The sequence below is a fragment of the Sphingobium phenoxybenzoativorans genome, assembly GCF_001757355.1.
Lineage (GTDB): Bacteria > Pseudomonadota > Alphaproteobacteria > Sphingomonadales > Sphingomonadaceae > Sphingobium > Sphingobium phenoxybenzoativorans.
In genome coordinates this window covers 58,361-80,372 of record NZ_MINO01000005.1, presented here as the reverse complement: position 1 = coordinate 80,372, position 22,012 = coordinate 58,361, and the positions used below count along the sequence as shown (strand labels likewise).

The window sequence follows — 22,012 nt, the reverse complement described above, 5'->3', positions numbered from 1 at the left end:
GCGCCTAAAGGGGCGGCATGGCGATCTGGGAAACGCAAGTCCGGCAACTTACCCTGCTTGAGGAGAAAGGCCGCTTGCGCACGCTTTCTCCACGCTCTGGCCGGGACTTTGCATCCAACGACTATCTTGGCCTGGCGTCCGACCCGACAGTCGCGCAGGCGGTGGCGGATGCGATCGGGAATGGCGTGCCGGTCGGTTCCGGCGGGTCGCGCCTGTTACGCGGCAATGCGCCGGAGCATGAGGCGCTGGAGGCAAAGGCGGCCGCATTTTTCGGGACGGAAGCGGCGCTGTTCCTGGCCAATGGCTTTGCCGCAAATCTTGCGCTTTTCTCCACTCTGCCCCAGCGGGGCGATCTTGTGGTGGCCGACGAGCTGATCCATGCCAGCGTTCATGACGGGCTGCGCCAGTCGAAGGCAACAACTCTCTTTGCCCGGCATAATGACCCGCAATCCTTCCATGATCTGATCGCCGGATGGCGCGCGGAGGGGGGCAGGGGAATAGTCTGGATCGCCGCGGAAACGCTCTACAGCATGGATGGCGATATCGCGCCGATCGATGCGCTGGCGGCGATAGCCGACCGCCATAGCGCGATGCTGGTGCTGGATGAGGCTCATGGAACAGGTGTGTTCGGGCACAAGGGCAAAGGTATCGCGGCGCATCTGGACGGGCAGGCCAATGTCGTTTCGCTCCATACCTGTGGCAAGGCGCTGGGTGCGGAGGGCGCGCTGATCTGCGGTCCACGGCTGGCGATCGACTATTTGGTCAATCGTGCGAGGCCGTTCATCTTCTCGACCGCGCCATCGCCCCTGATGGCGGTGGCGGCGAGCGCTGCGTTGGATCGCGTGGCCGACGGAGACGATCTGCGGTCGCGGCTGTCCGAATTGCGGGGGGAGGCGGATGACGCGATCTGCGCGCGGCTGGGGCTGTCCATGTCGCGAAGCCAGATCATCCCGATCATGACCGGTGACGACAAGCGAACCATGGCGGCTGCGGCGGCGCTGCAGGCGGCGGGCCTAGACGTGCGAGGCATTCGTCCGCCGACAGTTCCCGCCGGGACGTCGCGATTGCGCATCTCCCTGACCCTGAATGTGGGGAAGGGCGATATCCGCGAACTCGGCGAAATCCTGCAAGGCATCATCCTATGACTCAAGCGGTTGTCGTGACCGGCACTGATACAGGCATCGGCAAGACTGTCTTTGCAGCGGGTCTGGCAGGTGCGCTCGGCGCGCACTATTGGAAGCCGGTGCAGGCGGGCGTTGATCCGGAGGGAGACAGCGAGACCGTTTCGCGCCTCTCCAGTCTGTCGCCCGATCATATTCTGCCGGAGGCTTATCGGCTGACGGTCCCCGCTTCGCCGCATCTTGCCGCCCGGATGGATGGCGTGACCATCGATCCTGCGCATCTCGCGCTGCCGGCGCTGGGGAAGCAGCGGCTGGTCGTTGAGGGGGCGGGCGGCGTACTGGTGCCGCTGTCCGAAAGCCTCAGCATGGCGGACCTGTTCGCCAAGTGGCAGGCGCCGGTTATCCTTTGCGCCCGCACGGGACTGGGCACGATCAACCATAGCCTGTTGAGCATAGAGGCGCTCAAGGCGCGGGGCGTGCCCATGCTCGGCGTCATCTTCATCGGCGAGCCGCATGGCGAGAATGAGCGGATCGTGCCGTTGCTGGGCCAAGTCAGGTCATTGGGCAGGCTGCCTGTGATCGACCCGCTGACGCCCGGCGGCCTTGCGCGCGCGATGCGCGAGAGCGTCGATATATCGGCAATCGAGGCGGTGCTCAATGCAATGATCGAGGGCGAGCCTTGAGTTCGCCGGTCTGGCATCCCTTCACCCAGCATGGGCTGGAGGAAGCGATCCCTCACATCGTGCGCGGCGAGGGAGCGGTCCTCCATACGGCTGATGGCCGGACGCTGATCGATGGCATTTCGAGTTGGTGGGTGACTACGCATGGCCATTGCCATCCGCGCATCGCGGCGGCCATTGCGGAGCAGGCGTCGCGGCTGGATCAGGTGATTTTCGCCGGATACACCCACGATACGGCAGAGGAGGTCGCGCGCGGCCTTGTGGAGATGACGCCGGAGCCGCTGGCCCATGTCTTTTTTTCCGACAGTGGATCGACCGCGGTGGAAGTCGCGCTGAAGATGGCGCTTGGATATTGGCAAAATAGCGGAAAACCCCGGCACCGCATCCTGGTGCTGCAGCATGGCTATCATGGCGACACGATCGGTGCGATGTCAGTAGGGGAGAGGGGTGTGTATAATCGCGCCTATGCTCCATTGCTTTTCGACGTATCGACAATTCCCTTTCCGGCGATTGGTGTCGAAAAAGAGACGTTGCTCGCGCTGGAGGCCGCCTGTTCCGCCGGTGAGCCGCCCGCTGCCTTCATTGTGGAGCCGCTGATCCTGGGTGCTGGTGGCATGCTCACCTATGACGCTACGATCCTGCGCGAGATGGCCGATATCTGCGCCCGCTATGGTGTCCTGTTCATCGCCGACGAGGTGATGACGGGATGGGGGCGGACAGGCACATTCCTCGCGTGCGAGCAGGCGGACGTGACGCCGGACATATTATGCCTGTCCAAAGGGATAACCGGCGGATCGCTCCCGCTGGCGGTCACGCTGGCGACGAAGCCGATTTTTGACGCGCATTATTCCACCGATCGGTCACGGCAGTTCTTCCATTCCAGCAGCTATACCGCGAACCCGATTGCCTGCGCCGCCGCGGCCGCCAATATTGCGATATGGCGGGAGGAGGATGTGCTCGCGTCCGTCGACCGGCTGTCGCGCAGACTTGCGGAGCATATGGCGACACTCGCCGCGCACCTGGCATTCGAGAATCCGCGTCAGGCCGGCGCGATAGCTGCGATCGACATGAAGGTCAGGGATGCCGGCTATCTTTCCGATCTCGCGCCAAAGCTCCGCGCCTTCTTTCTGGACCGTGGTATCTTGCTGCGGCCGCTCGGGAACACCATCTATGTCATGCCGCCTTATTGTATCGATGACGATCAACTGGCGCACATCTTCGATGCGATAGAAAAGTCCGCCGCCTTGTCCTGACGACGATGGGCACGGTTCAGCTTTTCATTCGCGGCTTTTGGCGCTATGGCGGCGCGAATTTTCTCAGGCTTATCGGAATATATGGCGAAAGAAGAACTTCTTGAAATGCGCGGATCGGTTGTGGAGCTTCTCCCCAACGCCATGTTCCGCGTGAAGTTGGAAAATGATCACGAAATCCTCGGCCACACCGCTGGCAAGATGCGCAAGAACCGCATCCGCGTGCTGGTGGGCGACGAAGTGCTTGTCGAACTGACGCCTTATGATCTGACCAAGGGTCGGATTACCTACCGCTTCAAATAACCGGAATTGGGCGACATGCGCCTGATCCTTGCATCGGCATCGCCGCGCCGCCTCGATTTGCTGAAGCAGATCGGCGTGACTCCTGATGCCATTGATCCCGCTGACATTGATGAAACTCCGCGCAAAGACGAGCTGCCTGCGCGTTACGCCGCGCGTGTTGCGGCCGAGAAGGGCGTGGCCGTGGCCGAGCGGCATCCCGGTGCCCTGATCCTGTCCGGCGACACCGTTGTTGCCGCTCGCCGACGCATATTGCCCAAGACGGAAACCGGGCACGACGCGCGCATGTGTCTGGAACTGTTGTCGGGCCGCCGTCATCGTGTGCTGAGCGCCGTCACCCTGATCGCGCCGGACGGAAAGGCGCGTCATCGGTTGTCGGAGAGCATCGTCACGTTCAAGCGTCTGCATCCCGGTGAGATCGACGCCTATATCGCAAGCGGAGAGTGGGAAGGGAAAGCGGGCGGATACGCCATACAGGGGCGCGCTGCCGGGCTGATTCGCACGATCCAGGGCAGTCATCCTGGGATCATGGGGCTGCCGCTCTATGAAGTGCGGACCTTGCTTCTTGCAGTGGGATATCCCTGTGGCTGAATGGCTGTACGAGGAAGGCATTGGCGAAAGCCGGGCTGCGCTGATCGAGAAGGGCCGGCTGGTCGAGGCATTGGTCGAGCGTGAGGGCAGGCATGTGCTGGCCGGGGCTGTGGCGCAGGGGCGGCTGGTTCGCACCGTCATTCCCCGCAAGCGCGGCATCGCCCGCCTCGACAGTGGCGAGGAGGTGCTGATCGAGCCGATCCCGCCAAAGATCGCCGAGGGCACGGTCGTGCTCATCGATATTCTGCGCGAGCGCATTGGCGAGGACGGGCGCGACAAGCTGGCCAAGGGGCGCATTGCCCAGCCGGGGGCGAAGGCGCGGCCGGGACCGAGTCTGCTCCAGCGGTTGCGCGCGACCGGCATCCCGATCACGCCCTGTCCGGCGCATGAGGAGGATCGGCTGGAGGCGCATGGCTGGTCCGAAACGCTGGAGGAGGCCATGACCGGCGATGTTGGCGCGGAGGATGCGGCGCTCCGCATTTTCCTGACGCCCGCCATGATCCTGATCGACGTTGACGGCTCGCTGCCCCCGGCGCAGCTAGGGCCGAAGGGCGCGAAGCTGGCCGCCCAGGCGATCCGGCGTATGGGGCTGGCAGGTTCCATTGGCATCGATCTGCCGACAATGAACAACAAGGATGAGCGCGCCATCGCAGCAGCGCAGATCGACAAGATATTGCCGCTGCCGTTCGAGCGGACCGCCGTAAACGGTTTCGGTTTCATCCAGATCATCCGCAAACGGGAACGGCCAAACCTTATGGAGATTGTGCGGGAGGATAAGGTGCTGACCGCAGCCCTGGCGCTTATCCGCCGGGGAGAACGGCATGGCAATGGTGGCCCGGTGACGCTGGTTTCCGGGCCGGCCGTGATTGACCGGCTGCACAAAGCGCCGGACTGGATTGCCATGCTGGAGCGCCGTCGTGGTGGCCATGTCGGCTTGCGCGCTGATGCTGCGCTCGCCATATCCGCTGGCTATGCCGAATAAGACTCATGACTGCCCCGTTTGCGGCAAGCCGCAGACGCAGGAACAACGCCCCTTCTGCTCGACCGCCTGCCGGGATCGAGACCTTCTCCAGTGGCTGGGGGAGGGATATCGGGTTCCCGGACGGCCCGTTGCAAACGAGTCGGGCGATCATGAAAATGACGAGGATTAAAGGGTAGACATCAGGCCCGGCCCGCGCCTATAGGCAGCGCTCCCAATCGCGCCACGCTTCGCTGGCGCGCTCGCCCGGGTAGCTCAGTTGGTAGAGCATGCGACTGAAAATCGCAGTGTCGGCGGTTCGACTCCGTCCCCGGGCACCATCACCCCTTCCGCAGACATCCATCACCATCCACAAAAGTCCATGTTTTCCGGGGTTTTTGGCCAAGTCTGATCCACTGGCATCCGGGCTGGTCTGTTGCCTGCCATTCTAAAATACGGTATAAATACGGTACATCGACCAGCGGATTGGGAAATGTACCGTAAAATGCTGACAGACAAAGCGGTCCGGGCGGCGAAAGCCAAGGAAAAGGCTTATAAAATGGCCGACGGCCATGGCCTGTATCTGTTGGTTCATCCCAACGGGTCGCGATACTGGCGGATGGACTATAAGCATGCCGACAAGCGCGCAACGCTTTCGCTGGGTATTTATCCAGAAGTGAGCCTTAAAGAGGTCAGGCTTGCGCAGACCAAGGCACGGGATTTGCTTGCGCAGGGAATCAACCCTTCCAGCTATAAGAAGCTCACCCGGGGGGTCGGTTCATTGTCGGCAGGGGATAGCTTCAAGGCAGTAGCGGATGAATGGGTCGCTAAGTTGGAAGCGGAAGGTCGCGCAGCGGGTACGATCGAAAAAATGCGGTGGATGCTTGGCCTTGCAGAACCGTTATTGGGAACTAGGCCAATCGGTCAGATCAAGCCGGCGGAATTGCTGACCGTTTTGAGGACTGTTGAGGCGCGCGGGCGCTACGAGACCGCTAGGCGGTTGCGCAGCACCTGTGGAAGCATTTTCCGTTATGCCATCGCTACCGGTAGAGCCCAGCGTGACATATCGGTGGATTTGCTGGGCGCGCTGATCACGCCGAAGGTAACGCATCGTGCGGCTATCGTCGAACCAGTCAAGGTCGGGCAGCTGCTCCGCGAAATTGAAGGGTATGAAGGTCAGCCCGTTGTCGAGGCTGCGCTCCGGCTGGCCCCGCATGTCTTTGTGAGACCGGGCGAACTGCGAATGGCTGAGTGGAGTGAGTTTGACCTCGAAGAAGCAGTCTGGACCATCGGCCCGGCAAAAATGAAGATGCGCCGCCCGCATAGGGTGCCGCTGTCATCACAGGTGATCTCGCTCGTTCGACGTCTCAAGCCGATGAGCGGAACATCAAAATATCTTTTTCCCAGCGTAAGGACGCCGGACCGATGCATTTCCGAGAATACGGTCAATGCGGCTTTGCGCCGCATCGGATATGATAAGACTGAGATGACGGGCCATGGGTTTCGCGCGATGGCGAGCACTTTGCTCAACGAAAGCGGGCAATGGCACCCGGATGCCATTGAACGTCAGCTTGCCCACGTCGAAAATAATGATGTGCGTCGGGCGTATCTGCGCGGCGAGCATTGGGATGAGCGCGTCCGCATGATGCAGGCCTGGTCGGATTATCTCGACCAGTTGCGTGACGGAGCGAAGATACTGAGCGGAAATTTCCGCCAGGCGTAAGGGTCCGCATTGCGCTGATCTGAAGACTTAGTTTCCGTGCGTTCCGCACCTTGGCGCGACCCGGCTCTACTCCGCTTCGCGCCACCGGGCCGCGCGTTGCGCGTCTCGTCCCTGCCGGGCGACGATCCGTAACGTGAGGGCCGGCACTGCGCGCCGTCCAGCGGTCGCCGCGCGGCGCGCGGCGGCGTTTGGCCTGGCGGCGTCCTTTCTGGCGGATGGGCGTCGCCGCCCTCTAGGCCCGCCGCGCCAGGCCGCAAGCCGGGCTTCGCCCGGCTCCTCCACTTTCGTTTCGGTCCTTGCGGATGCAGCCCGGCTCTGCCGGCGGGCCTGGCGTGCTGCTCCTGCCGCCCATCCGCCATTCCGGCGCCGGTTGCGGCTGTTGGAAGGAGTGAGGACATGACGGATGACATTGGCAAACCGGACCTGCGGCAGCGCGCGCGGCATGCGCTGGAGCGGTCGCAGAGGCAGGATAGCGCAGGTGAGCAAGCACCCGATCCGCAAACGCTTGCGCTGCTGGAGGCGACATTGAAGGCGATGCCCGTGCGGACACGGGAGATCTTCCTGGCCGCGCGGATGGACGCTATGTCGTATCGCGAGATCGCCAAGGCCACAGGTCTTTCCATCACCATGGTCGAGCGCCACATGGCCAAGGCCATCGGCCTTCTCGATCATGCGTTGCGCTATGGTAGCGTTCCGGCCCCGCGCCGCCGATGGAGGCGCTTATGGCTGTGGTGACCACCATCGCCGCCAATTCCGACGCAAATCGCGCGGCACGGTTGGCGGCCGCGTCATAGCGGGTTAGGATTGTTTTCCATGAAGACCAGCCTCGATCATCTGCCCGAAGGCAAGCGGCGCGAGCTCGCCTATGTGGTCGAGACTTTGCGCGCCGGCTTTGCCAAAGCGACGGCGCAGCGCACCCAGCCGCGCTTCCGCAATGGCAGGCTGTTGAAGATCATCCTGTTCGGCAGCTATGCGCGCGGCGACTGGGTCGAAGACCCAATCGGCCGCTATTATTCCGACTATGACCTGCTGGTCGTCGTCAATCATGACGACCTCACCGACGTCGCCGAGTTCTGGGAGAAGATCGAGAACCAGTTCATCGCTGACCTGTCGGCGGGGACCATCCTGCGCACGCCGACCGGCCCGATCTATCACAGCCTCGACGATGTGAACGAGAAGCTGCGCCTTGGCCGCTACTTCTTCATGGACATCCTGCGTGAAGGCATTGTGCTGTTCGAGGAGCCCGGCCATCCCTTTGCCGAGCCCCAGCCGCTGTCGCCCGAACAGGCACTTCAAGAGACGCGGGATTATTATGAAGAGTGGTTCGAAAGCGCTGGAAATTTCCTTAGCTTAGCTGAGGATGCGCGCGGGAAAGGTATGCAGAAGGAGGCGGCATTTCTCCTCCACCAAGCCACAGAACGCTTCTACCACTGCCTGTTCCTGGTCCGCACCTTATACAGCCCCAAGACCCATAATCTCAACCGCCTGCGCGAGATGGCCGAAGAGCTTGAACCGTCGCTCAAAGCGGTCTGGCCGCGCGAGAACCGGTTTGAAAAACGCTGCTATGCGCTGCTGCGCGACGCCTATGTAAAGGCCCGCTATTCGCGCTCCTACCGCATCACCGCCGAGCAGCTGGACTGGATCGCCGCCCGTGTTGCGCTGCTGCAGACGCTGGTCCGTGCCGCCTGTGAACTGCGGATCGAGAGCCTCGCCAGGGCGGCCTAGGCTGCCTTCCTTACATCGATATCGAGCACGAGCTGCCGTGTATCGCTCGCGGCATCGGCATCAATCGGGCAGAGCGTATCGCTGCCGCAGGCAAGCGTAATCCAGTCGATCCGCCAGGCGATATGGAGCCGGTCACCTGTCCCATCCGAGCGTATCGCGATGATCGCAGCCCCCTCCGCCAGCACCCCAAAGCGCCAGGCTTTGGCCTGCGTATCATAGTCGCCACGGATCAGACTCCCATCGGAAATCGCCAGCGAAAACCGTCCGTTTTCGCGCGGGCGGGGAGGTCGAGCACCGTCTCGACATCGCCTGTCAGACCCAGTCTATGGTCATCGCTCGTTGCAATCTCCACGCCCATATGCCTTGTCCCTGCTCCTGATTCTGTGAGGAAGGGAGGATAGAACAAATACGGAACAAAAGGCAAGATGGAGAAGGGGCTGGGGAGAAGGGGGTATGTGCAAGATAAAGCCCGCAACGGCTCACCGTATTTTGCGGGCTAACGCTTTGTCTGCACATCTTTTTTTGAGGAGACGGCCTGTCTCCGCGCAGCGGATCAGGAGATACTTTGGCACCATTGGCTCTGGAAATGGCGGTTTCCCGCCCCTTTTCCGAGAGATACTTGAGGCGGGATGCTGTCCTTCGCCATATCCTGCATGATGGCACAGGATGATGATCTCTTTAAGCCGCGCCTTGGCCGCGCCCGCCGGGATGGCGGTGGTGCGTCGCCTACACCCAGGCTCCGCGCGAAGCTGCTCGAACAGGTGGCGCGGCGGGGCGGCAATCCGCGCCGCTTGGGATCGCCATCCTCATCTCCCGCGCCGCGCTCGGGCCGGTTCAATGCGCGGGGTCGCGGCGCGAAGATCGCAGCGGCGGTTCCGCGCGGCTCGGGCTGGTCGTTCGACCGGGGCAGCGGCATGCGGGTGCGGCCCCGCCGGGTGACGGTGAAGGCGCGGGTCGTGAAGCTCGCGGGCAAGGCTGGGGCGGTCGCCATCCATATGCGCTATCTGGAGCGCGACGGCGTCAGCCGCGATGGCGAGCCGGGCCGCTTCTATACGACCTTTGCCGACGAGGCGGACGCCAAGGCGTTCACGGAGCGCGGGGCAGGGGACCGGCATCAGTTCCGCCTGATCGTTGCGCCCGAGGATGGTCCGGCGTTCGGCAGCCTGCGCGGCTTCACCCGCGACCTCATGGCGAAAATGGAGCAGGATCTTGGCACCAATCTCGACTGGGTAGCGGTCGACCATTTCGATACCGGCCATCCCCATAGCCATATCCTGATCCGGGGCGTCACCGAAGACGGCAAGACCCTCAATATCGCCGGTGACTATATCGCCCATGGCATCCGCTATCGCGCCTCAGAAATCATGACCCGGGCGCTTGGTCCGCAAAGCGAGCTCGAGGTGCGCCAGCAGCTCGAACATGAGGTGGACGCCGAACGGCTGACCCGTCTCGATCGTGCAGTCCTGGACCAGGCCAGGGACCATGTCATCGACCTGCGCCAGATCGCGGGGCCGATGGCGGGCGACGCCAGCTATCACCAGCTGCTGGTCGCGCGGCTGCGCGTGCTTGAACGGATGGAGCTTGCCGAGAAGGCTGGTCCGCTCTCCTGGACCCTAGCGACCGACATGGAGCAGACCCTCTCCGACATGGGCCGGCGCGGCGATATCATCCGCACCATGCACAAGGAGATGCTGGCGGCGAAGGACCAGGACGCGGGTATCAACCAAGCGATCGACCGTCCACGCGGTGCGGACAAGGATCGCTATGTCGTTCACGGCATCGATACGCCGTCGAGTGGCTCCATCATCGGCAAGGTCATGAAGCGGGGCGCGGCTGACGATCATCATGACCGCCGCTATCTGATTGTCGATGGGATCGATGGCCGCAGCCATTATGTCGATATCGGTCTTGAGGACACGCCCACCCCCATGGGCGGGCTGGTGCGCCTTGATCCCAAGGAAGTCCAGCTGCGCCCCGCCGACCGGACCATCGTCGAGGTCGCCGCCGCCAATGGCGGGCGCTATAATGTCGACATCCATCTGCGCCATGATCCCAACGCTATGGAGACCTATGCGCAGACCCATGTCCGGCGTCTGGAGGCGATCCGCAAGGCCACGGGTCAACTGGAGCGCGAGCCCAATGGCACATGGCGGATCGCGCCCGATTATCTCGATACTGTGCTTGCCTATGAGCGGCAGAAGCAGCGCGAGCGCCCAGTCAAAATCGAGATGCTGTCCAATACGCCGATCGAGAGGCAGACCAACGTGCGGGCGGTGACCTGGCTGGACAGGGAGCTGACCTCAACCGACCGGCAGACGCTCTCCCCCGAGGGGTATGGCGCGGAGGTGCGCAACGCGGTTGTGCGGCGGCAGCAATGGCTGATCGACGAGCAGCTCATTGAACGGCAGGGACGGGATCTCCTGTTCAACCGCAATCACCTGCTGCGAACCTTGCGCGACCGCGATGTCCGCGCGACCGCCGGCCAGCTATCCAAGGAACTGGGCATACCCTTTGCTGAGGCAAGGCCGGGCGAGACGATCGAGGGGACGTACAAGCGCACGGTCACCCTGGCGTCGGGCAAATTTGCGCTGATCGAGAAAAGCCGGGAGTTCACGCTGGTACCCTGGCGGCCCGAGATCGAACGCCATATCGGCAAGACCATGTCCGGCATCATGCGCGGCAGCGACTCGGTGAGCTGGACCATCGGCCGGGAGCGCAGCGGACCCGGTATCGGCATGTGAGCCATTAAAGACGGCCGAAGACGCTCAAACACCGCCCATCACCACCCTTCCGGGGCTTTGGCGGATCGCGGATAATTGACACCGATGCCGGACAATCCGTCATCGTCGATATCCGAGATGAGGCGAAGGCCCCATGAAGACCTGCGAGACCTGCCTGCCATTCCTGCGTGAAGACGGCTGTGCCGATGCGGCAGGCGACTCGATCAGCGGCAGCGTCTGCGAAGATCGGCATTCGCGGATGGCGCGGCGAATAGTGCACGTCTGTGTAGGGCTATGCCGATCTGTTCATCTTACCTTGCCGGCCGGATCAGCAAATAATTGTCGCAGATGGACGTTCGGATGGTTCCTGCATCGCCGTCGCCATATGCATGAAGGCGCATTGATGAGATTAGACCCAAGCATAGCCCAGCCTGCCAATGTCTGGACGAAAGCCGTTGAAGGGCGGTGGCTATGAAGAGCTTCAAGACCCGGCACCAGCTCTTCCTGCCCGAGGACATGAGCAAGCGCCTCGCCCATCTGGCCAAGAGTTCGGGCCGCGCCCGGTCAGAAATACTGGTCGAAGCGCTTGATGCCTGGCTTACCCGTCGCGGCGCGCCGAAAACAGACGAGGCGATCGGCATCCGGCTCGTGCGCATCGAGCGCAATGTCGAGTGGCTTCGTCGCAATCAGGGACTCTCTTGGGAGGTCATGGCGAGGCTGGTCAAGCACCAACTGATCAGGGGCGTTGCCATGCCGCCAGCGAAGGAAGACGTGGCGGCAGGATCGAAGCTGTTCGCAGACTTTATCGATGAAATCGCTGACCGGTTCGCGGGTCAGGATGTTCCCCCGACGAGCGATCCGACAATGCAGAAGCTGAGGAGTCTGCAATGATGCGCAGAGCAAAACCGGAGGATGGGCCGGTTGCAACTCCTATCTCAGCCGCATTCGAACCAATCACGGTCCGCATCCCCGATGCCTGTCGCATCATCGGGATCGGGCGCAGTAAGCTCTATGAGCTCATCGCCGAAGGGCAGGTTGACGTCATCAAGCTTGGCGCTGTGACTTTGATCCCGGTCGCCAGTCTGAAAGCGTTGATAGACAGGCTAAGCTAGCGAACCGGGGCCGGATATCCGGAAAAGGGCTGTCCTAGTTCAAACAAACAGGGAACAAGGGCGCGAAGAGGAGTCGCGCTATGGTAATGATCGATGCCCCATTGTTGATGGGCTTTGCCGCCACCTTGTCAGGGTTGGCTTCGCTGGTGTGGGCAATTCGGCGATCGCCCAAGTAGCGGCTGATGACCGCGACTGGGACCTTGTGCTCGGTCCGGTTTGGGTAGCCCGATATACAGAAGCTGACGTTGGCGATGTTATGGGCGTCAGCTTTGGATGGCAAGCGTTGGGACTTTGCTGCCGTTCGCAAGCGATGGATCGGAGGGCAGCTTTTTTCAGAACCCGATATTCATCGATCGTTTGGCCGGCAGGATGACAAGGGGCCAACCATCCCCAGGGGTTCGCAGCCGGTGGCAACCGGCAAACGGGCCGTCGTTGACCCCATAGGCCATATAGTAAAAAGATCCGACACCAGGAGGCCGAAAAAGGTCAGCATCAACTTCTCTTGCGCCGCCGCCCTGAAACCGATCATGCCGATCAGCCCGGCGGGCGGTCGCTCAATTATGATGATGGCAATGGCCACCGCCCATTCGGCCGAACCGAGCGGCAAGAGGAGGCCATAGACCAGCGAACCGCCGAACAGGAAGAGCACGACCATCATCGCCACCGGCGCAGTTCGAGGTACTGCTTCACTCCCCGCGAACCACTGGCCGCGAGCATCGTTATCACGGCTGCAAGGAGAGAGCTATGGCGCGGGATTCCGCTTGGGTTGCCGTCTCGGAGTTCATCCGCCATCCCGGCATGGTCGGCTCGGCTGTCCCGGCGAGCGCACGTATGGTTCGCCGTATGCTCGCCCCGCTCGACTGGCAGCGCATCAGCATTCTGGTCGAATATGGTCCGGGCACGGGGCGTTTCACCTTCGAAACGCTGGAGCGCATGCCGCGCGATGCCGTTCTCCTGGCGATCGAGACCGGCGAGAGCTTCGTCGAGGCTCTACGGCAGCGCTGCGACGATCGCCGGCTCATCGTCGTTCAAGGAGACGCGCGGGACGTCAACCGCCACCTTGCCGAGCATGGACTGGGCGAGGTCGACTGCATCCTGACGGGTTTGCCTTTCTCGACGCTTGAGCCGAGCGAAGCTGAGACGATCATGCGCGAGACGGTGCGGGCCATGTCACCGCGCGGTATGCTGGCGGCCTACCAGATGCGCACCGCCATCCGGCCGCTGCTCGGGCGGCATTTCGCGAGCCTGCGCGCGAGCTACGAATGGTGGAACATCCCGCCCTGCCATCTTTATTGGGCGACAAGAAAGCGGCAGGGATCGGTAATGGCGGCAAGCGAGATCGCGGCATGACGAAGCAATGCCGGAGATGATCGACGCGCGGTTGCTGTTCTGTCTCGTGGGATGGCATCGGCCATCGATCATCTCGATCGGCCGGGGCAAGCGAGGCGGCGACCTTTCGGCGCTGTGCGACAGGTGCGGCACGCCGATCGAGCGCTCGCGCAGCGGACGCTGGCGAACGCTCGGCCCGATCTACGAAGAAGGCGGTCCCGCGTCCTGACGCGAAGTTCGCGCGTCGTTCGGCAAACTCAGGCGCGTTCCGTTTCTGCAGCAATCGGAATAGCGTACCATTGCCCGGCGGCCGTGCGGATCATCTGCATGGGCCGCGTGCCGCCCGTAGGCTCGAGCCGGTAGCGATCGTGATCGGCATGGTCTTCGAGCCATGCGCGAGCCCACGTCGTCGCGGCCAGTTCGCCCTCGAGATCCTCGCTCATAGTCGCCACCGAGCGGTCGTCATCGCGCAGCAGTCGGTACCTCATGAGAACACATTTCCTCCATTTGGATTGAAAACTCCCGGTAAATTGGTCTTGCCGGCGATCGGTTCCCCGGCTGAGCACACCGCCTGAGCAAATCTGCTCGCGCCGCCAAAAATTTTTGGCCCCACCATCTTGAAAGCCGCGCGACCAAAATTAGCTCACGGGTACCGGACGCCAAACCGGGTCCGGTTGGACATCGAGGGCGCCGACTCTTGGTTACCGGCGCATCTCATGCCCGAATTGCTTCATTTGGAGGATTTGGAGATGAGACCGAACTTTGACTTTACGCCCTATCGCCGTTCGACGGTAGGCTTCGACCGTCTTTTCAACCTGCTCGAAGCGGGTGCGCGCGAGGAAGAAGGCTACCCACCCTTCGATATCCAGCGGATCGACGACGACAATTTCCGCGTCACCATCGCGGTCGCCGGCTTTAAGCCCGAGGATATCGAGATCGTCGCGCACCAGAATCTGCTCTCGGTCACCGGCAAGCGTGCCGACGACGCCGACAAGAGCGAATATCTGCATCGCGGTATCGCGGCCCGGGCCTTCGAGCGGCGATTCCAGCTCGCCGACTTCATCGAGGTCGGCAATGCGAACTTCGAGCACGGCCTCCTGTCGATCGAACTGACGCGCGTCGTGCCCGAGGCGATGAAGCCGCGCCGCATCGAGATCGGCGGCGCCGCTTCAGGCAACAAGCGACTGGGCGATGTGAAGGACAAGGCGGCCGAGCCCGCCTGATCCCCCGCGCCCATCGGCCTGCCGGCGCCGCCTCCTGCACACCCCCCGCACGCGGCGGCCGGCAGGTTCAGCCTTTCATCCAGCCAGAAAAGGAGATGTCATCATGGCAATTCGTGATCTCATTCCCTGGAGCCGGCAGGAAAACCGGCTGCCCGTTCCGGTGAGCGCTGAACGGGAAAGGGAAACCCAACCGCTGCAGTCGCTTCACCGCGACGTGAACCGTCTGTTCGACGATGTCTTTCGCAACTTCGGCATGCCCGCCTTTGCCGGCTTCGACCGCAGGTCGGAATGGCCGCACCTCGAGCTTGGCGAGACCGACAAGGAGATTCGGGTAACGGCGGAACTGCCGGGCCTCGACGAGAAAGACGTGGAGATTTTCGTCGAGGACGGCGCCTTGACCTTGCGCGGGGAAAAGAAGTCCGAAGTCGAGGACAAGGATCGCGGCTACTCGGAGCGCAGCTATGGCCGGTTCGAGCGCCGTATCGGCCTGCCGAGGGGCATCGAACGCGATAAGGTCGCAGCCACCTTCAAAAACGGCGTGCTGACGGTCACGCTGCCGAGGACAGAGGCGGCGGAGCAGAACATCCGCCGAATTCCCGTCAATGGCGGCGCCCGCTGACGGCCGCGCCCGGACTTTCGAGTCCGGGCCTTCGGCCAACGACAATCTGGCGGTTGCCCTCGCGGGTGCGACCTCGTTCCCGCACGGCGTCGAGGCGATAATCGAACCGCTGGTTCTGGCCACAAACGGCGGCCGACGCCGTCAAAATCGATGGCTGGTCAGGTTTGCGCCGCGCTGGGGCCCGGTTGCCGACCCGCTGATGGGTTGGACCGGCGGAGGCGATCCCCTCGCGACGATCGAGCTGCGCTTTCCCGATCGCGCCTCGGCCGAGCGATATTGTCAGAGGCAGGGTCTCATCTTCGAATGCCGGACGGCGCCATCGCCAGGCCAAATCCGTCCAGCTTTCCCCGATGCCTTGGATCCCCTGCTTTGCTGCTGGCCCACCGGCCCGCATGCCCTGTGCTGCGGCAATTTCCCTTGCGCTAGCCCAGCCGGCAACGGGGACGATGAGCGCAGGTCTGCATAGCTTGGGGCGCACTTCAGGTAGGCGAAGATTGCTTGTCAAAGTTCGCAGCGTGCGAGGGACGCTCGTGTCGATGCCATGCCTCGTCGAGGGCGGTGAGCACGCGGTCGATGACCGCCGTCGCTCGTGGCCTTGGGCAGTCCACGCACCGCGAAATGCTGCAAGCGGACAAGGTCCTTTTTGGGCAAGCGCAGCTCGATCTGCTTGGTGGCCAGTTTGTTCGGCTCGATGCCCTCGGCGTTACGGCCACAAGCCAGCATGTGATCGAGCAATCGTTTGCGCTGGGCAAAGGTCCAGCCCAGCGCTCGCAGTTCGCGAGGTGAGATCGATAGGAGCGCCATCGCAAACTCCATGGTGTCGCTGAAGGGCAGGCGCACCGGCACGTCGTCCGGCTTCGGCTTGCGCCACCGCTCGAGAGACAAGCGCTTCACTGGATATCGATCACGCCATCGACCGCGCGCGACTCGGTAGGGCGGATCATCCCGTCATGCGAAATGCGCACCGAGTGGAGCGTGGCCTCGATCTCGCGCCGCCAATGCTCGAGAAACGCGAACAGCGCCGGAAAGTCGGGCGCGAGATCGTACTCCTGCCAAACGAACAGCTGCAGCAGCGAGGGCGCATCCAGGCGGTAGTAATGAATTTCTGCCGTCGTCAGCCTATGGCCCTCGAGCTGCCTGATGACATCGCGTCGGCTCATGGCGAAGCGCGGGGACCTTCCGCGGGCCTGTCGATCGCATGCATGGCGGCAATGATGTCATCGATCGGCACCGCCCGCCTGGCGCCGGGCGGCTTGCGCAGGCCGGGATGATCGCGCACCGCGGAACGGTCGGACGCCCAGGATGCCAGAATGGCGCGCTTCACTTCGGGCTCCAGGCTCGGGTTATGCGCAACGTCGAACGGATGAAGATAACGGGAAAATGGCTGCGACATGGCTCTGCCTCCTTCCTTTGGTGTCGCTCCTTTCTCATGAGCGGGCGCGCCGCCCACGCCGCAAATTTTGGAACGCGCGCGAGTCGCGTCAAGAGGGAAAGTCGCACTGTAACAGCTCGATAAGCCGGCGCTTGGCACTCGATGCCTGCGAGTGCCAAAAATTTTCGCTCGCCATCTTGACGCAAAAAATGGCTTTTCCTATTTCCGCGTCACCTGACATTCGAATGAACGCCAGGCCTATCACATCTCAGTTTTGCATCTGGAGGTTATGCATGCATTTCCGCCCCTTGCACGACCGTGTGGTCGTCCGCCGCATCCAAGCCGAGGAGAAGACCTCGGGCGGCATCATCATCCCCGACACTGCCAAGGAAAAGCCGCAGGAAGGCGAAGTGGTCGCCGTCGGCGCGGGCCTGCGCGACGACAGCGGTAAGCTTGTTGAACTCGCCGTCAAGGCGGGCGACCGCGTGCTCTTCGGCAAATGGTCGGGGACCGAGGTCAAGATCGACGGCGAGGATCTGCTCATCATGAAGGAGAGCGACATCCTTGGCGTGATCGAGGCCGCGGCGCAGCTCAAGCAGGCCGCCTGACAGCGACCTGCATCCTCTGACACGTGGAAGGAAATCGAAGAAAGGAGACGAGGCAATGGCTGCCAAGGAAGTGAAGTTTGCGTCCGACGCGCGTGATCGCATGCTGCGCGGCGTGGATACGCTGGCCAACGCAGTGAAGGTGACCCTGGGGCCTAAGGGCCGCAACGTGGTCATCGAGAAATCGTTCGGCGCGCCGCGCATCACCAAGGATGGCGTCACCGTCGCCAAGGAAATCGAGCTCAAGGACAAGTTCGAGAACATGGGCGCGCAGATGCTGCGCGAAGTGGCCTCGAAGCAGAACGACAAGGCCGGCGACGGTACGACGACCGCGACCGTGCTCGCCCAGGCGATCGTGCGCGAGGGCTCGAAGGCGGTCTCTGCCGGCATGAACCCGATGGACCTGAAGCGTGGCATCGACCTCGCCGTCGGCGCCGTGGTCAAAGACCTTGAGGCCCATGCGCGCAAGGTCAGCGCCAACAGCGAGATCGCGCAGGTCGCGACCATCTCGGCGAACGGCGACGAGGAGGTCGGCCGGATCCTTGCCGAGGCGATGGAGAAGGTCGGCAACGAGGGCGTCATCACGGTCGAGGAAGCCAAGAGCCTCGCGACCGAGCTCGAGACGGTCGAGGGCATGCAGTTCGACCGCGGCTATCTCTCGCCCTACTTCGTCACGAACACGGAGAAGCTCAAGGTCGAACTCGAAGACCCCTACATTCTCATCCACGAGAAGAAGCTTTCGAACCTGCAGGCGATGATTCCGCTGCTTGAGCAGGTCGTCCAGTCGGGCCGACCGCTGCTCATCATCGCCGAGGACGTGGAAGGCGAGGCGCTGGCGACGCTCGTCGTCAACAAGCTGCGCGGCGGCCTCAAGGTCGCGGCGGTCAAGGCGCCGGGCTTCGGCGATCGCCGCAAGGCGATGCTCGAGGACATCGCGATCCTCACCGCCGGCAACGTCGTGAGCGAGGAACTCGGCACCAAGCTCGAGAATGTCACGATCGGCATGCTCGGCCGCGCCAAGAAAGTCATCATCGACAAGGACAACACCACCGTCGTCGATGGCGCCGGCGCGCATTCGGACATCGACGCCCGCGTCGCGCAGATCAGGGCGCAGATCGAGACCACGACCAGCGACTACGACCGCGAGAAGCTGCAGGAGCGCGTGGCCAAGCTCGCGGGCGGTATAGCGGTGATCCGCGTGGGCGGCGCAACCGAGGTCGAGGTCAAGGAGAAAAAGGACCGCGTCGACGACGCGCTCCATGCGACGCGCGCCGCAGTAGAGGAAGGCATCCTCCCCGGCGGCGGTATCGCGCTTCTGCGCGCGCTCAAGGCGCTCGACGGCCTCAAGGCGGCGAACGACGACCAGCAGTCGGGCATCGATATCGTCCGCCGGGCGCTGCGCGCGCCGGCCCGGCAGATTGCTGACAACGCCGGCGAGGACGGTGCCTTCATCGTCGGCAAGCTCTTGGAGAGCGAGGACTACAATTGGGGCTTCAACGCCGCCACCGGCCACTATGAGGATCTGGTCGGCTCCGGGGTGATCGATCCCGCCAAGGTGGTCCGCACCGCGCTCCAGGACGCAGCTTCGGTGGCCTCGCTACTGATCACGACCGAGGCGCTCGTCGCCGAAGCGCCAAAGGATGACAGGGGCGCGAAGGCTGCGATGCCCGAAATGGAGTACTGACAGACGAAGGGCCCGGCTGGGGCCGGGCCCCATCATCGAATATGAGGAACTCGACGATGAACGACCATTATCTGCGCTACCTCGAGCGCGAACATGCGCGTCTCGATGCCGAAATCCGCGAAGAGGAGAAGCGTCTCCATCCGCGCCATTTCCTGATCGGCCGGCTCAAGAAGCTGAAGCTGGCGGTCAAGGACCAGATGGCGGCCTGCTCGGGTCACGAGGAAGAGCGCGAAGCCGCTTGAGCGAGAGTCTGGTGCGGACGATCCGCGCAAGTGCCCACCGCTTACCGGCAGCGAGCTTTTGCCGGAAACCCGATGGCGGCCATCTACGTTGCATGGTCGTCCGCCCCGTTCGGGGAAGCTCGCGAGAATGGACCGGGGAGCCCCGAGCCAGCCGCCGGGGCTCCTTTGTCTGTCAGCAACAATCTATGGGACAGGCCAAGGAACCTGGCGATGCATTGGCGCGTAACGAAGCGGCTGCCCGCAGCTGGCGAGAGTGGCCGGCGACACACTATCGTCCAGATGGAAAAGGGCGAGGAAATCGATTTCATCCTGGATAGCGGTCTTGTCGTCACGCGCCGCACCGACGGCTCATACCTGATCGACGAAACCGGAGAAGTCCTCCGGCCGATCGATGCCTGACCCTTTCTCGAAACGCATGAAACGTCGCGGCACCTGCGAGTCGCGGGAGGATTTCCGATTGCGCGCACCTGGTGGCAGCTACTCGCCCGGCTGAAGCGCGATCTTGACCTCGCGCGTAGCTTGCCCCTGCTGGAGGGTGACCCGGACGTTGGCGCCGACCTCGAAGTCGTCCAGTCGCGCGAGGAGCGCGCCGATAGTGCCTACTGGTTTCCCCTCGACGGCGGTGATGACATCGCCGGGCAGGAGACCGGCCGGACCGGTCGTGACACCGCTCATACCGGCCTTGGCGGCGGCGGAACCGGGTTCAACCGCCAACACGAAAACACCGTCACGGCCGGTCAGCGCCTTGAGCCGGCCGTTGACCTGCTCGTCAACCGAAATCCCGAGCGAGGGACGCACATATCTGCCGCTCCTGAGCAGCTGCGGGATCACGCGCATGAGCGTGTCGACCGGAACCGCGAAGCCTATGCCGGCCGAGGCCCCGGAGGGGCTGTAGATCGCGGTGTTGATACCGATAAGGCGACCACTCGAATCCAGCAGCGGACCTCCCGAATTGCCAGGATTGATGGCGGCATCGGTCTGGATGAGGTGCTGGATATCCGGGCCGCCGTTCTCGCTGGGTAGGGTGCGATCCAGCGCCGAGACGATGCCGGTGGTCAAACTCCAGTCGAGCCCGAACGGATTGCCGATGGCGAAAACCTTCTGGCCGACTTTAAGGTGGCCGCTCGTGCCGATCGGAACCGGCGACGGCGATTGGAACCCGACACCGATCTTGAGAAGGGCAATGTCGTGCTGCGGGCTCGCGCCGACCAGGCGCGCTCGGTACTTGCGGCCATCGGCGAGCAGCACGAAGGCTTCCGACATGCCTTGGACGACATGGAAGTTGGTGACGACGTGCCCGGCCTCGTCCCAGAAGAAACCGGAGCCCGTGCCGCGGGGTATTGAGAAGATATTGCGCGACCAGGCATCCTGAACGAGTTGGGACGTCGAGATGTAGACCACCGAGGCGCGCGATTTTTCGAAAAGCTCAATTGTCGATCGCTCGTCGGCGGCAAGTTCACCCCTTGGCGTGACCAGGCGCTGCGCGGTCGCTGGCGGATCCGCCGCGCCGAATCTGCCGGACAGACCATACCAAAGGATCAGCGCCGCGATGCTGACGCAGACGATCAGCCCACGGCCGATAAACCCGATCCTGCCCGCACCGTTCTGCATCGCCGCAAGGATGGGCAGAGCGCTTGATGTCGGTCAAGGCACAATGACGGCGAGTTGGATCTTTGCGGGCAGTGACACAACAGCGGTAGGAGGTCCTCTACGAAGGATTGGTTCAGCGGAGAGCGTCGTGCATCATTTGAAGCGCAGTTTGGACTGCATGGTGTCGTGTTCGATCGCGCCCGCCGCGTCCGAAGTGATACTCGCGCAACTGTGGTCGCGCGCTTTCGCGTGCAAGCGCGATATGGACAAGGCCCTCTTCGTCCTCCTTGGCACCCGGCCCGGCAAAACCCGTGATGGCGACAGCGATTTGAGCCAGCGAGCGCGCGAGCGCGCCTTGCGCCATGGCGAGCGCCACTTCGGCGCTCACCGCACCGTAGCGCTCTATCAATTTGGGGGCGACACCCAGCATCTCGGTCTTGGCGTCATCGCTATAGACCGCAAAACCGCGCTCGAAGCAGGAACTGAGGCCTTCGATATCGGTGAGAAGCGATGACAGCATGCCCCCGGTGCAGCTCTCCGCCGTGACAATCCTCAGGCTGCTTTGCCGCGCCAGCTCGAGGACCTCGCTCGCCAGGGCGGCAAGGTCGTCGCCTTTGCCATCGATGGCGGGTGCTTCGCCCATGCTTCAGGCGTGGACGACCTTCAGTTCGGCCGGGGGCAGGGCGCCTGCCTCGGCCTTGGGCTTCAGCTCTTCCTTGCGGGCGAGCATTTCGTCGCGGAGCGCCACGAGATCGACAGCGGCGTCGCGCGCCTGCGCGAACATGCCTTCCTGGCGCATCTCCTCCTCGTGGACGTGGTGCTTGATCTCCTCGGAGAGCACCTTGACCTTCGCGTCGAAATACTCATCCTCGGGATCGCCGGCGACGATGTCGTTGACGAGGACCTTGGCCCCGTCATGCTCGACATAGGCTTCGGTAAGGGTATCGGTCTCGATCTTGCCCTTGAGCGCGGGATAGAAGATCTCCTCCTCGATCACGGCGTGAATCTTGAGCTCGTTGCAGATCTCCTGAGCAATCTTCATTTTGTTGCCGCCCTTGGCGCTTTCGAACTTCTCGAACAGGCCTTCGACCCTACGGTGATCGGCCTTGAGGAGGGCAATGGCGTCGGTGTAAGTTTCGTCCGGCATGTCGCGTCCTTCCGTGCTGGA

Annotated in this window: 31 protein-coding genes and 1 tRNA gene; 23 read left to right on the top strand and 9 right to left on the bottom strand. The window is 62.9% G+C overall.

All coding sequences use genetic code 11. The features are described 5' to 3' along the window. The first annotated feature begins 17 nt into the window (after window positions 1-17). The 11 genes from BHQ40_RS04440 (at window position 18) to BHQ40_RS04395 (ending at window position 8,348) form a co-directional block, all read left to right on the top strand. Complete coding sequence (locus BHQ40_RS04440; RefSeq protein WP_070152958.1) at window positions 18-1,145, top strand: 8-amino-7-oxononanoate synthase; 1,128 nt, start codon at window positions 18-20, stop codon at window positions 1,143-1,145. Continuing rightward, entirely contained in the window at window positions 1,142-1,804 is a 663-nt protein-coding gene (gene bioD / locus BHQ40_RS04435) for a dethiobiotin synthase (RefSeq protein ID WP_070152955.1), read from the top strand. Before BHQ40_RS04440 ends, bioD begins: the two co-directional genes overlap by 4 nt. Next, window positions 1,801-3,054, top strand: coding sequence for an adenosylmethionine--8-amino-7-oxononanoate transaminase (locus tag BHQ40_RS04430; RefSeq protein ID WP_070152951.1), 1,254 nt, complete (start codon window positions 1,801-1,803; stop codon window positions 3,052-3,054). Before bioD ends, BHQ40_RS04430 begins: the two co-directional genes overlap by 4 nt. 81 nt (window positions 3,055-3,135) lie before the next feature. Further along, window positions 3,136-3,354 (top strand): translation initiation factor IF-1, encoded by a 219-nt coding sequence (infA, locus tag BHQ40_RS04425; protein WP_037524582.1) that lies wholly within the window; start codon window positions 3,136-3,138, stop codon window positions 3,352-3,354. 15 nt (window positions 3,355-3,369) lie between these two features. Continuing rightward, window positions 3,370-3,942: a Maf family protein gene (locus BHQ40_RS04420; protein ID WP_070152948.1), complete on the top strand. Its 573-nt coding sequence runs from the start codon at window positions 3,370-3,372 to the stop codon at window positions 3,940-3,942. Further along, window positions 3,935-4,924, top strand: coding sequence for a ribonuclease E/G family protein (locus BHQ40_RS04415; protein WP_070152945.1), 990 nt, complete (start codon window positions 3,935-3,937; stop codon window positions 4,922-4,924). Before BHQ40_RS04420 ends, BHQ40_RS04415 begins: the two co-directional genes overlap by 8 nt. Next, the gene (yacG, locus tag BHQ40_RS24925; protein WP_083276694.1) at window positions 4,914-5,093 is read left to right on the top strand and encodes a DNA gyrase inhibitor YacG; all 180 of its coding nucleotides are present in this window, start codon (window positions 4,914-4,916) and stop codon (window positions 5,091-5,093) included. Before BHQ40_RS04415 ends, yacG begins: the two co-directional genes overlap by 11 nt. A gap of 72 nt (window positions 5,094-5,165) precedes the next feature. Beyond that, a tRNA-Phe gene (locus BHQ40_RS04410) sits at window positions 5,166-5,241 on the top strand. 152 nt (window positions 5,242-5,393) lie between these two features. Continuing rightward, complete coding sequence (locus BHQ40_RS04405; RefSeq protein WP_253183260.1) at window positions 5,394-6,623, top strand: tyrosine-type recombinase/integrase; 1,230 nt, start codon at window positions 5,394-5,396, stop codon at window positions 6,621-6,623. Window positions 6,624-7,019: 396 nt separating this feature from the next. Beyond that, window positions 7,020-7,358: an RNA polymerase sigma factor gene (locus BHQ40_RS24920; RefSeq protein WP_083276693.1), complete on the top strand. Its 339-nt coding sequence runs from the start codon at window positions 7,020-7,022 to the stop codon at window positions 7,356-7,358. A gap of 78 nt (window positions 7,359-7,436) precedes the next feature. Next, complete coding sequence (locus BHQ40_RS04395; RefSeq protein ID WP_070152939.1) at window positions 7,437-8,348, top strand: HEPN domain-containing protein; 912 nt, start codon at window positions 7,437-7,439, stop codon at window positions 8,346-8,348. Here BHQ40_RS04395 and BHQ40_RS26670 read toward each other — a convergent pair. After that, entirely contained in the window at window positions 8,345-8,533 is a 189-nt protein-coding gene (locus tag BHQ40_RS26670; RefSeq protein WP_253183259.1) for a hypothetical protein, read from the bottom strand. The genes BHQ40_RS04395 and BHQ40_RS26670 overlap by 4 nt on opposite strands. Before the next feature lie 444 nt (window positions 8,534-8,977). On the opposite strand from BHQ40_RS26670, the gene rlxS reads away from it, so the two are divergent. The 3 genes from rlxS to BHQ40_RS04375 all read left to right on the top strand — a co-directional run bounded on the left by rlxS (window position 8,978) and on the right by BHQ40_RS04375 (window position 12,180). After that, window positions 8,978-11,089: a relaxase/mobilization nuclease RlxS gene (gene rlxS / locus BHQ40_RS04385; RefSeq protein WP_253183258.1), complete on the top strand. Its 2,112-nt coding sequence runs from the start codon at window positions 8,978-8,980 to the stop codon at window positions 11,087-11,089. Window positions 11,090-11,539: 450 nt separating this feature from the next. Beyond that, window positions 11,540-11,959 carry a ribbon-helix-helix domain-containing protein gene (locus BHQ40_RS04380; RefSeq protein ID WP_070152936.1) on the top strand — a complete coding sequence of 140 codons (420 nt, stop codon included), beginning with the start codon at window positions 11,540-11,542 and terminating at the stop codon, window positions 11,957-11,959. Beyond that, the gene (locus tag BHQ40_RS04375; RefSeq protein WP_070152933.1) at window positions 11,956-12,180 is read left to right on the top strand and encodes a helix-turn-helix domain-containing protein; all 225 of its coding nucleotides are present in this window, start codon (window positions 11,956-11,958) and stop codon (window positions 12,178-12,180) included. The genes BHQ40_RS04380 and BHQ40_RS04375 overlap by 4 nt, the downstream gene beginning before the upstream one ends. 346 nt (window positions 12,181-12,526) lie before the next feature. Here the strand turns inward: BHQ40_RS04375 and BHQ40_RS04370 are convergent, their stop codons facing one another. Then, entirely contained in the window at window positions 12,527-12,838 is a 312-nt protein-coding gene (locus tag BHQ40_RS04370) for a hypothetical protein (protein ID WP_070152929.1), read from the bottom strand. A gap of 86 nt (window positions 12,839-12,924) precedes the next feature. On the opposite strand from BHQ40_RS04370, the gene BHQ40_RS04365 reads away from it, so the two are divergent. Together BHQ40_RS04365 and BHQ40_RS04360 are read left to right on the top strand one after the other, a co-directional pair. After that, window positions 12,925-13,530 (top strand): class I SAM-dependent methyltransferase, encoded by a 606-nt coding sequence (locus BHQ40_RS04365; protein ID WP_070152925.1) that lies wholly within the window; start codon window positions 12,925-12,927, stop codon window positions 13,528-13,530. Window positions 13,531-13,537: 7 nt separating this feature from the next. Then, window positions 13,538-13,738 (top strand): hypothetical protein, encoded by a 201-nt coding sequence (locus tag BHQ40_RS04360; protein ID WP_070152922.1) that lies wholly within the window; start codon window positions 13,538-13,540, stop codon window positions 13,736-13,738. A gap of 28 nt (window positions 13,739-13,766) precedes the next feature. On the opposite strand, the gene BHQ40_RS04355 is transcribed toward BHQ40_RS04360, so the two are convergent. Next, window positions 13,767-13,997 carry a hypothetical protein gene (locus BHQ40_RS04355; protein WP_070152919.1) on the bottom strand — a complete coding sequence of 77 codons (231 nt, stop codon included), beginning with the start codon at window positions 13,995-13,997 and terminating at the stop codon, window positions 13,767-13,769. Window positions 13,998-14,258: 261 nt separating this feature from the next. Between BHQ40_RS04355 and BHQ40_RS04350 the strand changes: the two genes are divergently transcribed. The 3 genes from BHQ40_RS04350 to BHQ40_RS04340 all read left to right on the top strand — a co-directional run bounded on the left by BHQ40_RS04350 (window position 14,259) and on the right by BHQ40_RS04340 (window position 15,817). Further along, a complete protein-coding gene (locus BHQ40_RS04350) occupies window positions 14,259-14,732 on the top strand; it encodes an Hsp20 family protein (RefSeq protein ID WP_070153158.1) in 474 nt (157 codons plus the stop codon). 103 nt (window positions 14,733-14,835) lie between these two features. Then, window positions 14,836-15,351 (top strand): Hsp20/alpha crystallin family protein, encoded by a 516-nt coding sequence (locus BHQ40_RS04345; RefSeq protein ID WP_070152916.1) that lies wholly within the window; start codon window positions 14,836-14,838, stop codon window positions 15,349-15,351. Beyond that, window positions 15,335-15,817 (top strand): NADH dehydrogenase ubiquinone Fe-S protein 4, encoded by a 483-nt coding sequence (locus BHQ40_RS04340; RefSeq protein WP_070152913.1) that lies wholly within the window; start codon window positions 15,335-15,337, stop codon window positions 15,815-15,817. Before BHQ40_RS04345 ends, BHQ40_RS04340 begins: the two co-directional genes overlap by 17 nt. A 35-nt stretch (window positions 15,818-15,852) precedes the next feature. On the opposite strand, the gene BHQ40_RS04335 is transcribed toward BHQ40_RS04340, so the two are convergent. Genes BHQ40_RS04335 through BHQ40_RS04325 form a run of 3 tightly spaced genes read right to left on the bottom strand, consistent with a single transcriptional unit; the run spans window position 15,853 to window position 16,744 of the window. Continuing rightward, a complete protein-coding gene (locus tag BHQ40_RS04335; protein WP_070152910.1) occupies window positions 15,853-16,245 on the bottom strand; it encodes a hypothetical protein in 393 nt (130 codons plus the stop codon). Next, window positions 16,242-16,511: an usg protein gene (locus tag BHQ40_RS04330; RefSeq protein WP_070152907.1), complete on the bottom strand. Its 270-nt coding sequence runs from the start codon at window positions 16,509-16,511 to the stop codon at window positions 16,242-16,244. Before BHQ40_RS04330 ends, BHQ40_RS04335 begins: the two co-directional genes overlap by 4 nt. After that, window positions 16,508-16,744: a hypothetical protein gene (locus BHQ40_RS04325; protein ID WP_070152904.1), complete on the bottom strand. Its 237-nt coding sequence runs from the start codon at window positions 16,742-16,744 to the stop codon at window positions 16,508-16,510. Before BHQ40_RS04325 ends, BHQ40_RS04330 begins: the two co-directional genes overlap by 4 nt. Window positions 16,745-17,016: 272 nt before the next feature. Between BHQ40_RS04325 and groES the strand changes: the two genes are divergently transcribed. The 4 genes from groES (at window position 17,017) to BHQ40_RS04305 (ending at window position 19,653) form a co-directional block, all read left to right on the top strand. After that, the gene (gene groES, locus BHQ40_RS04320; protein ID WP_070152901.1) at window positions 17,017-17,331 is read left to right on the top strand and encodes a co-chaperone GroES; all 315 of its coding nucleotides are present in this window, start codon (window positions 17,017-17,019) and stop codon (window positions 17,329-17,331) included. A 55-nt stretch (window positions 17,332-17,386) separates the two neighbouring features. After that, complete coding sequence (gene groL, locus BHQ40_RS04315; protein WP_070152898.1) at window positions 17,387-19,012, top strand: chaperonin GroEL; 1,626 nt, start codon at window positions 17,387-17,389, stop codon at window positions 19,010-19,012. A gap of 56 nt (window positions 19,013-19,068) precedes the next feature. Next, window positions 19,069-19,254 (top strand): HP1242/YdcH family protein, encoded by a 186-nt coding sequence (locus BHQ40_RS04310; protein WP_070152895.1) that lies wholly within the window; start codon window positions 19,069-19,071, stop codon window positions 19,252-19,254. Window positions 19,255-19,464: 210 nt separating this feature from the next. After that, on the top strand, window positions 19,465-19,653 hold the full coding sequence (locus BHQ40_RS04305) for a hypothetical protein (protein WP_070152892.1): 189 nt from the start codon (window positions 19,465-19,467) through the stop codon (window positions 19,651-19,653). A gap of 78 nt (window positions 19,654-19,731) precedes the next feature. Here BHQ40_RS04305 and BHQ40_RS04300 read toward each other — a convergent pair whose 3' ends face one another. The 3 genes from BHQ40_RS04300 to BHQ40_RS04290 all read right to left on the bottom strand — a co-directional run bounded on the left by BHQ40_RS04300 (window position 19,732) and on the right by BHQ40_RS04290 (window position 21,991). Continuing rightward, window positions 19,732-20,865, bottom strand: a complete 1,134-nt coding sequence (locus tag BHQ40_RS04300) for a S1C family serine protease (RefSeq protein ID WP_070152889.1) — start codon at window positions 20,863-20,865, stop codon at window positions 19,732-19,734. 112 nt (window positions 20,866-20,977) lie between these two features. Further along, a complete protein-coding gene (locus tag BHQ40_RS04295; protein WP_070152886.1) occupies window positions 20,978-21,487 on the bottom strand; it encodes a CinA family protein in 510 nt (169 codons plus the stop codon). 3 nt (window positions 21,488-21,490) lie between these two features. Continuing rightward, the gene (locus BHQ40_RS04290; RefSeq protein WP_070152883.1) at window positions 21,491-21,991 is read right to left on the bottom strand and encodes a hemerythrin domain-containing protein; all 501 of its coding nucleotides are present in this window, start codon (window positions 21,989-21,991) and stop codon (window positions 21,491-21,493) included. Window positions 21,992-22,012: the final 21 nt, after the last annotated feature.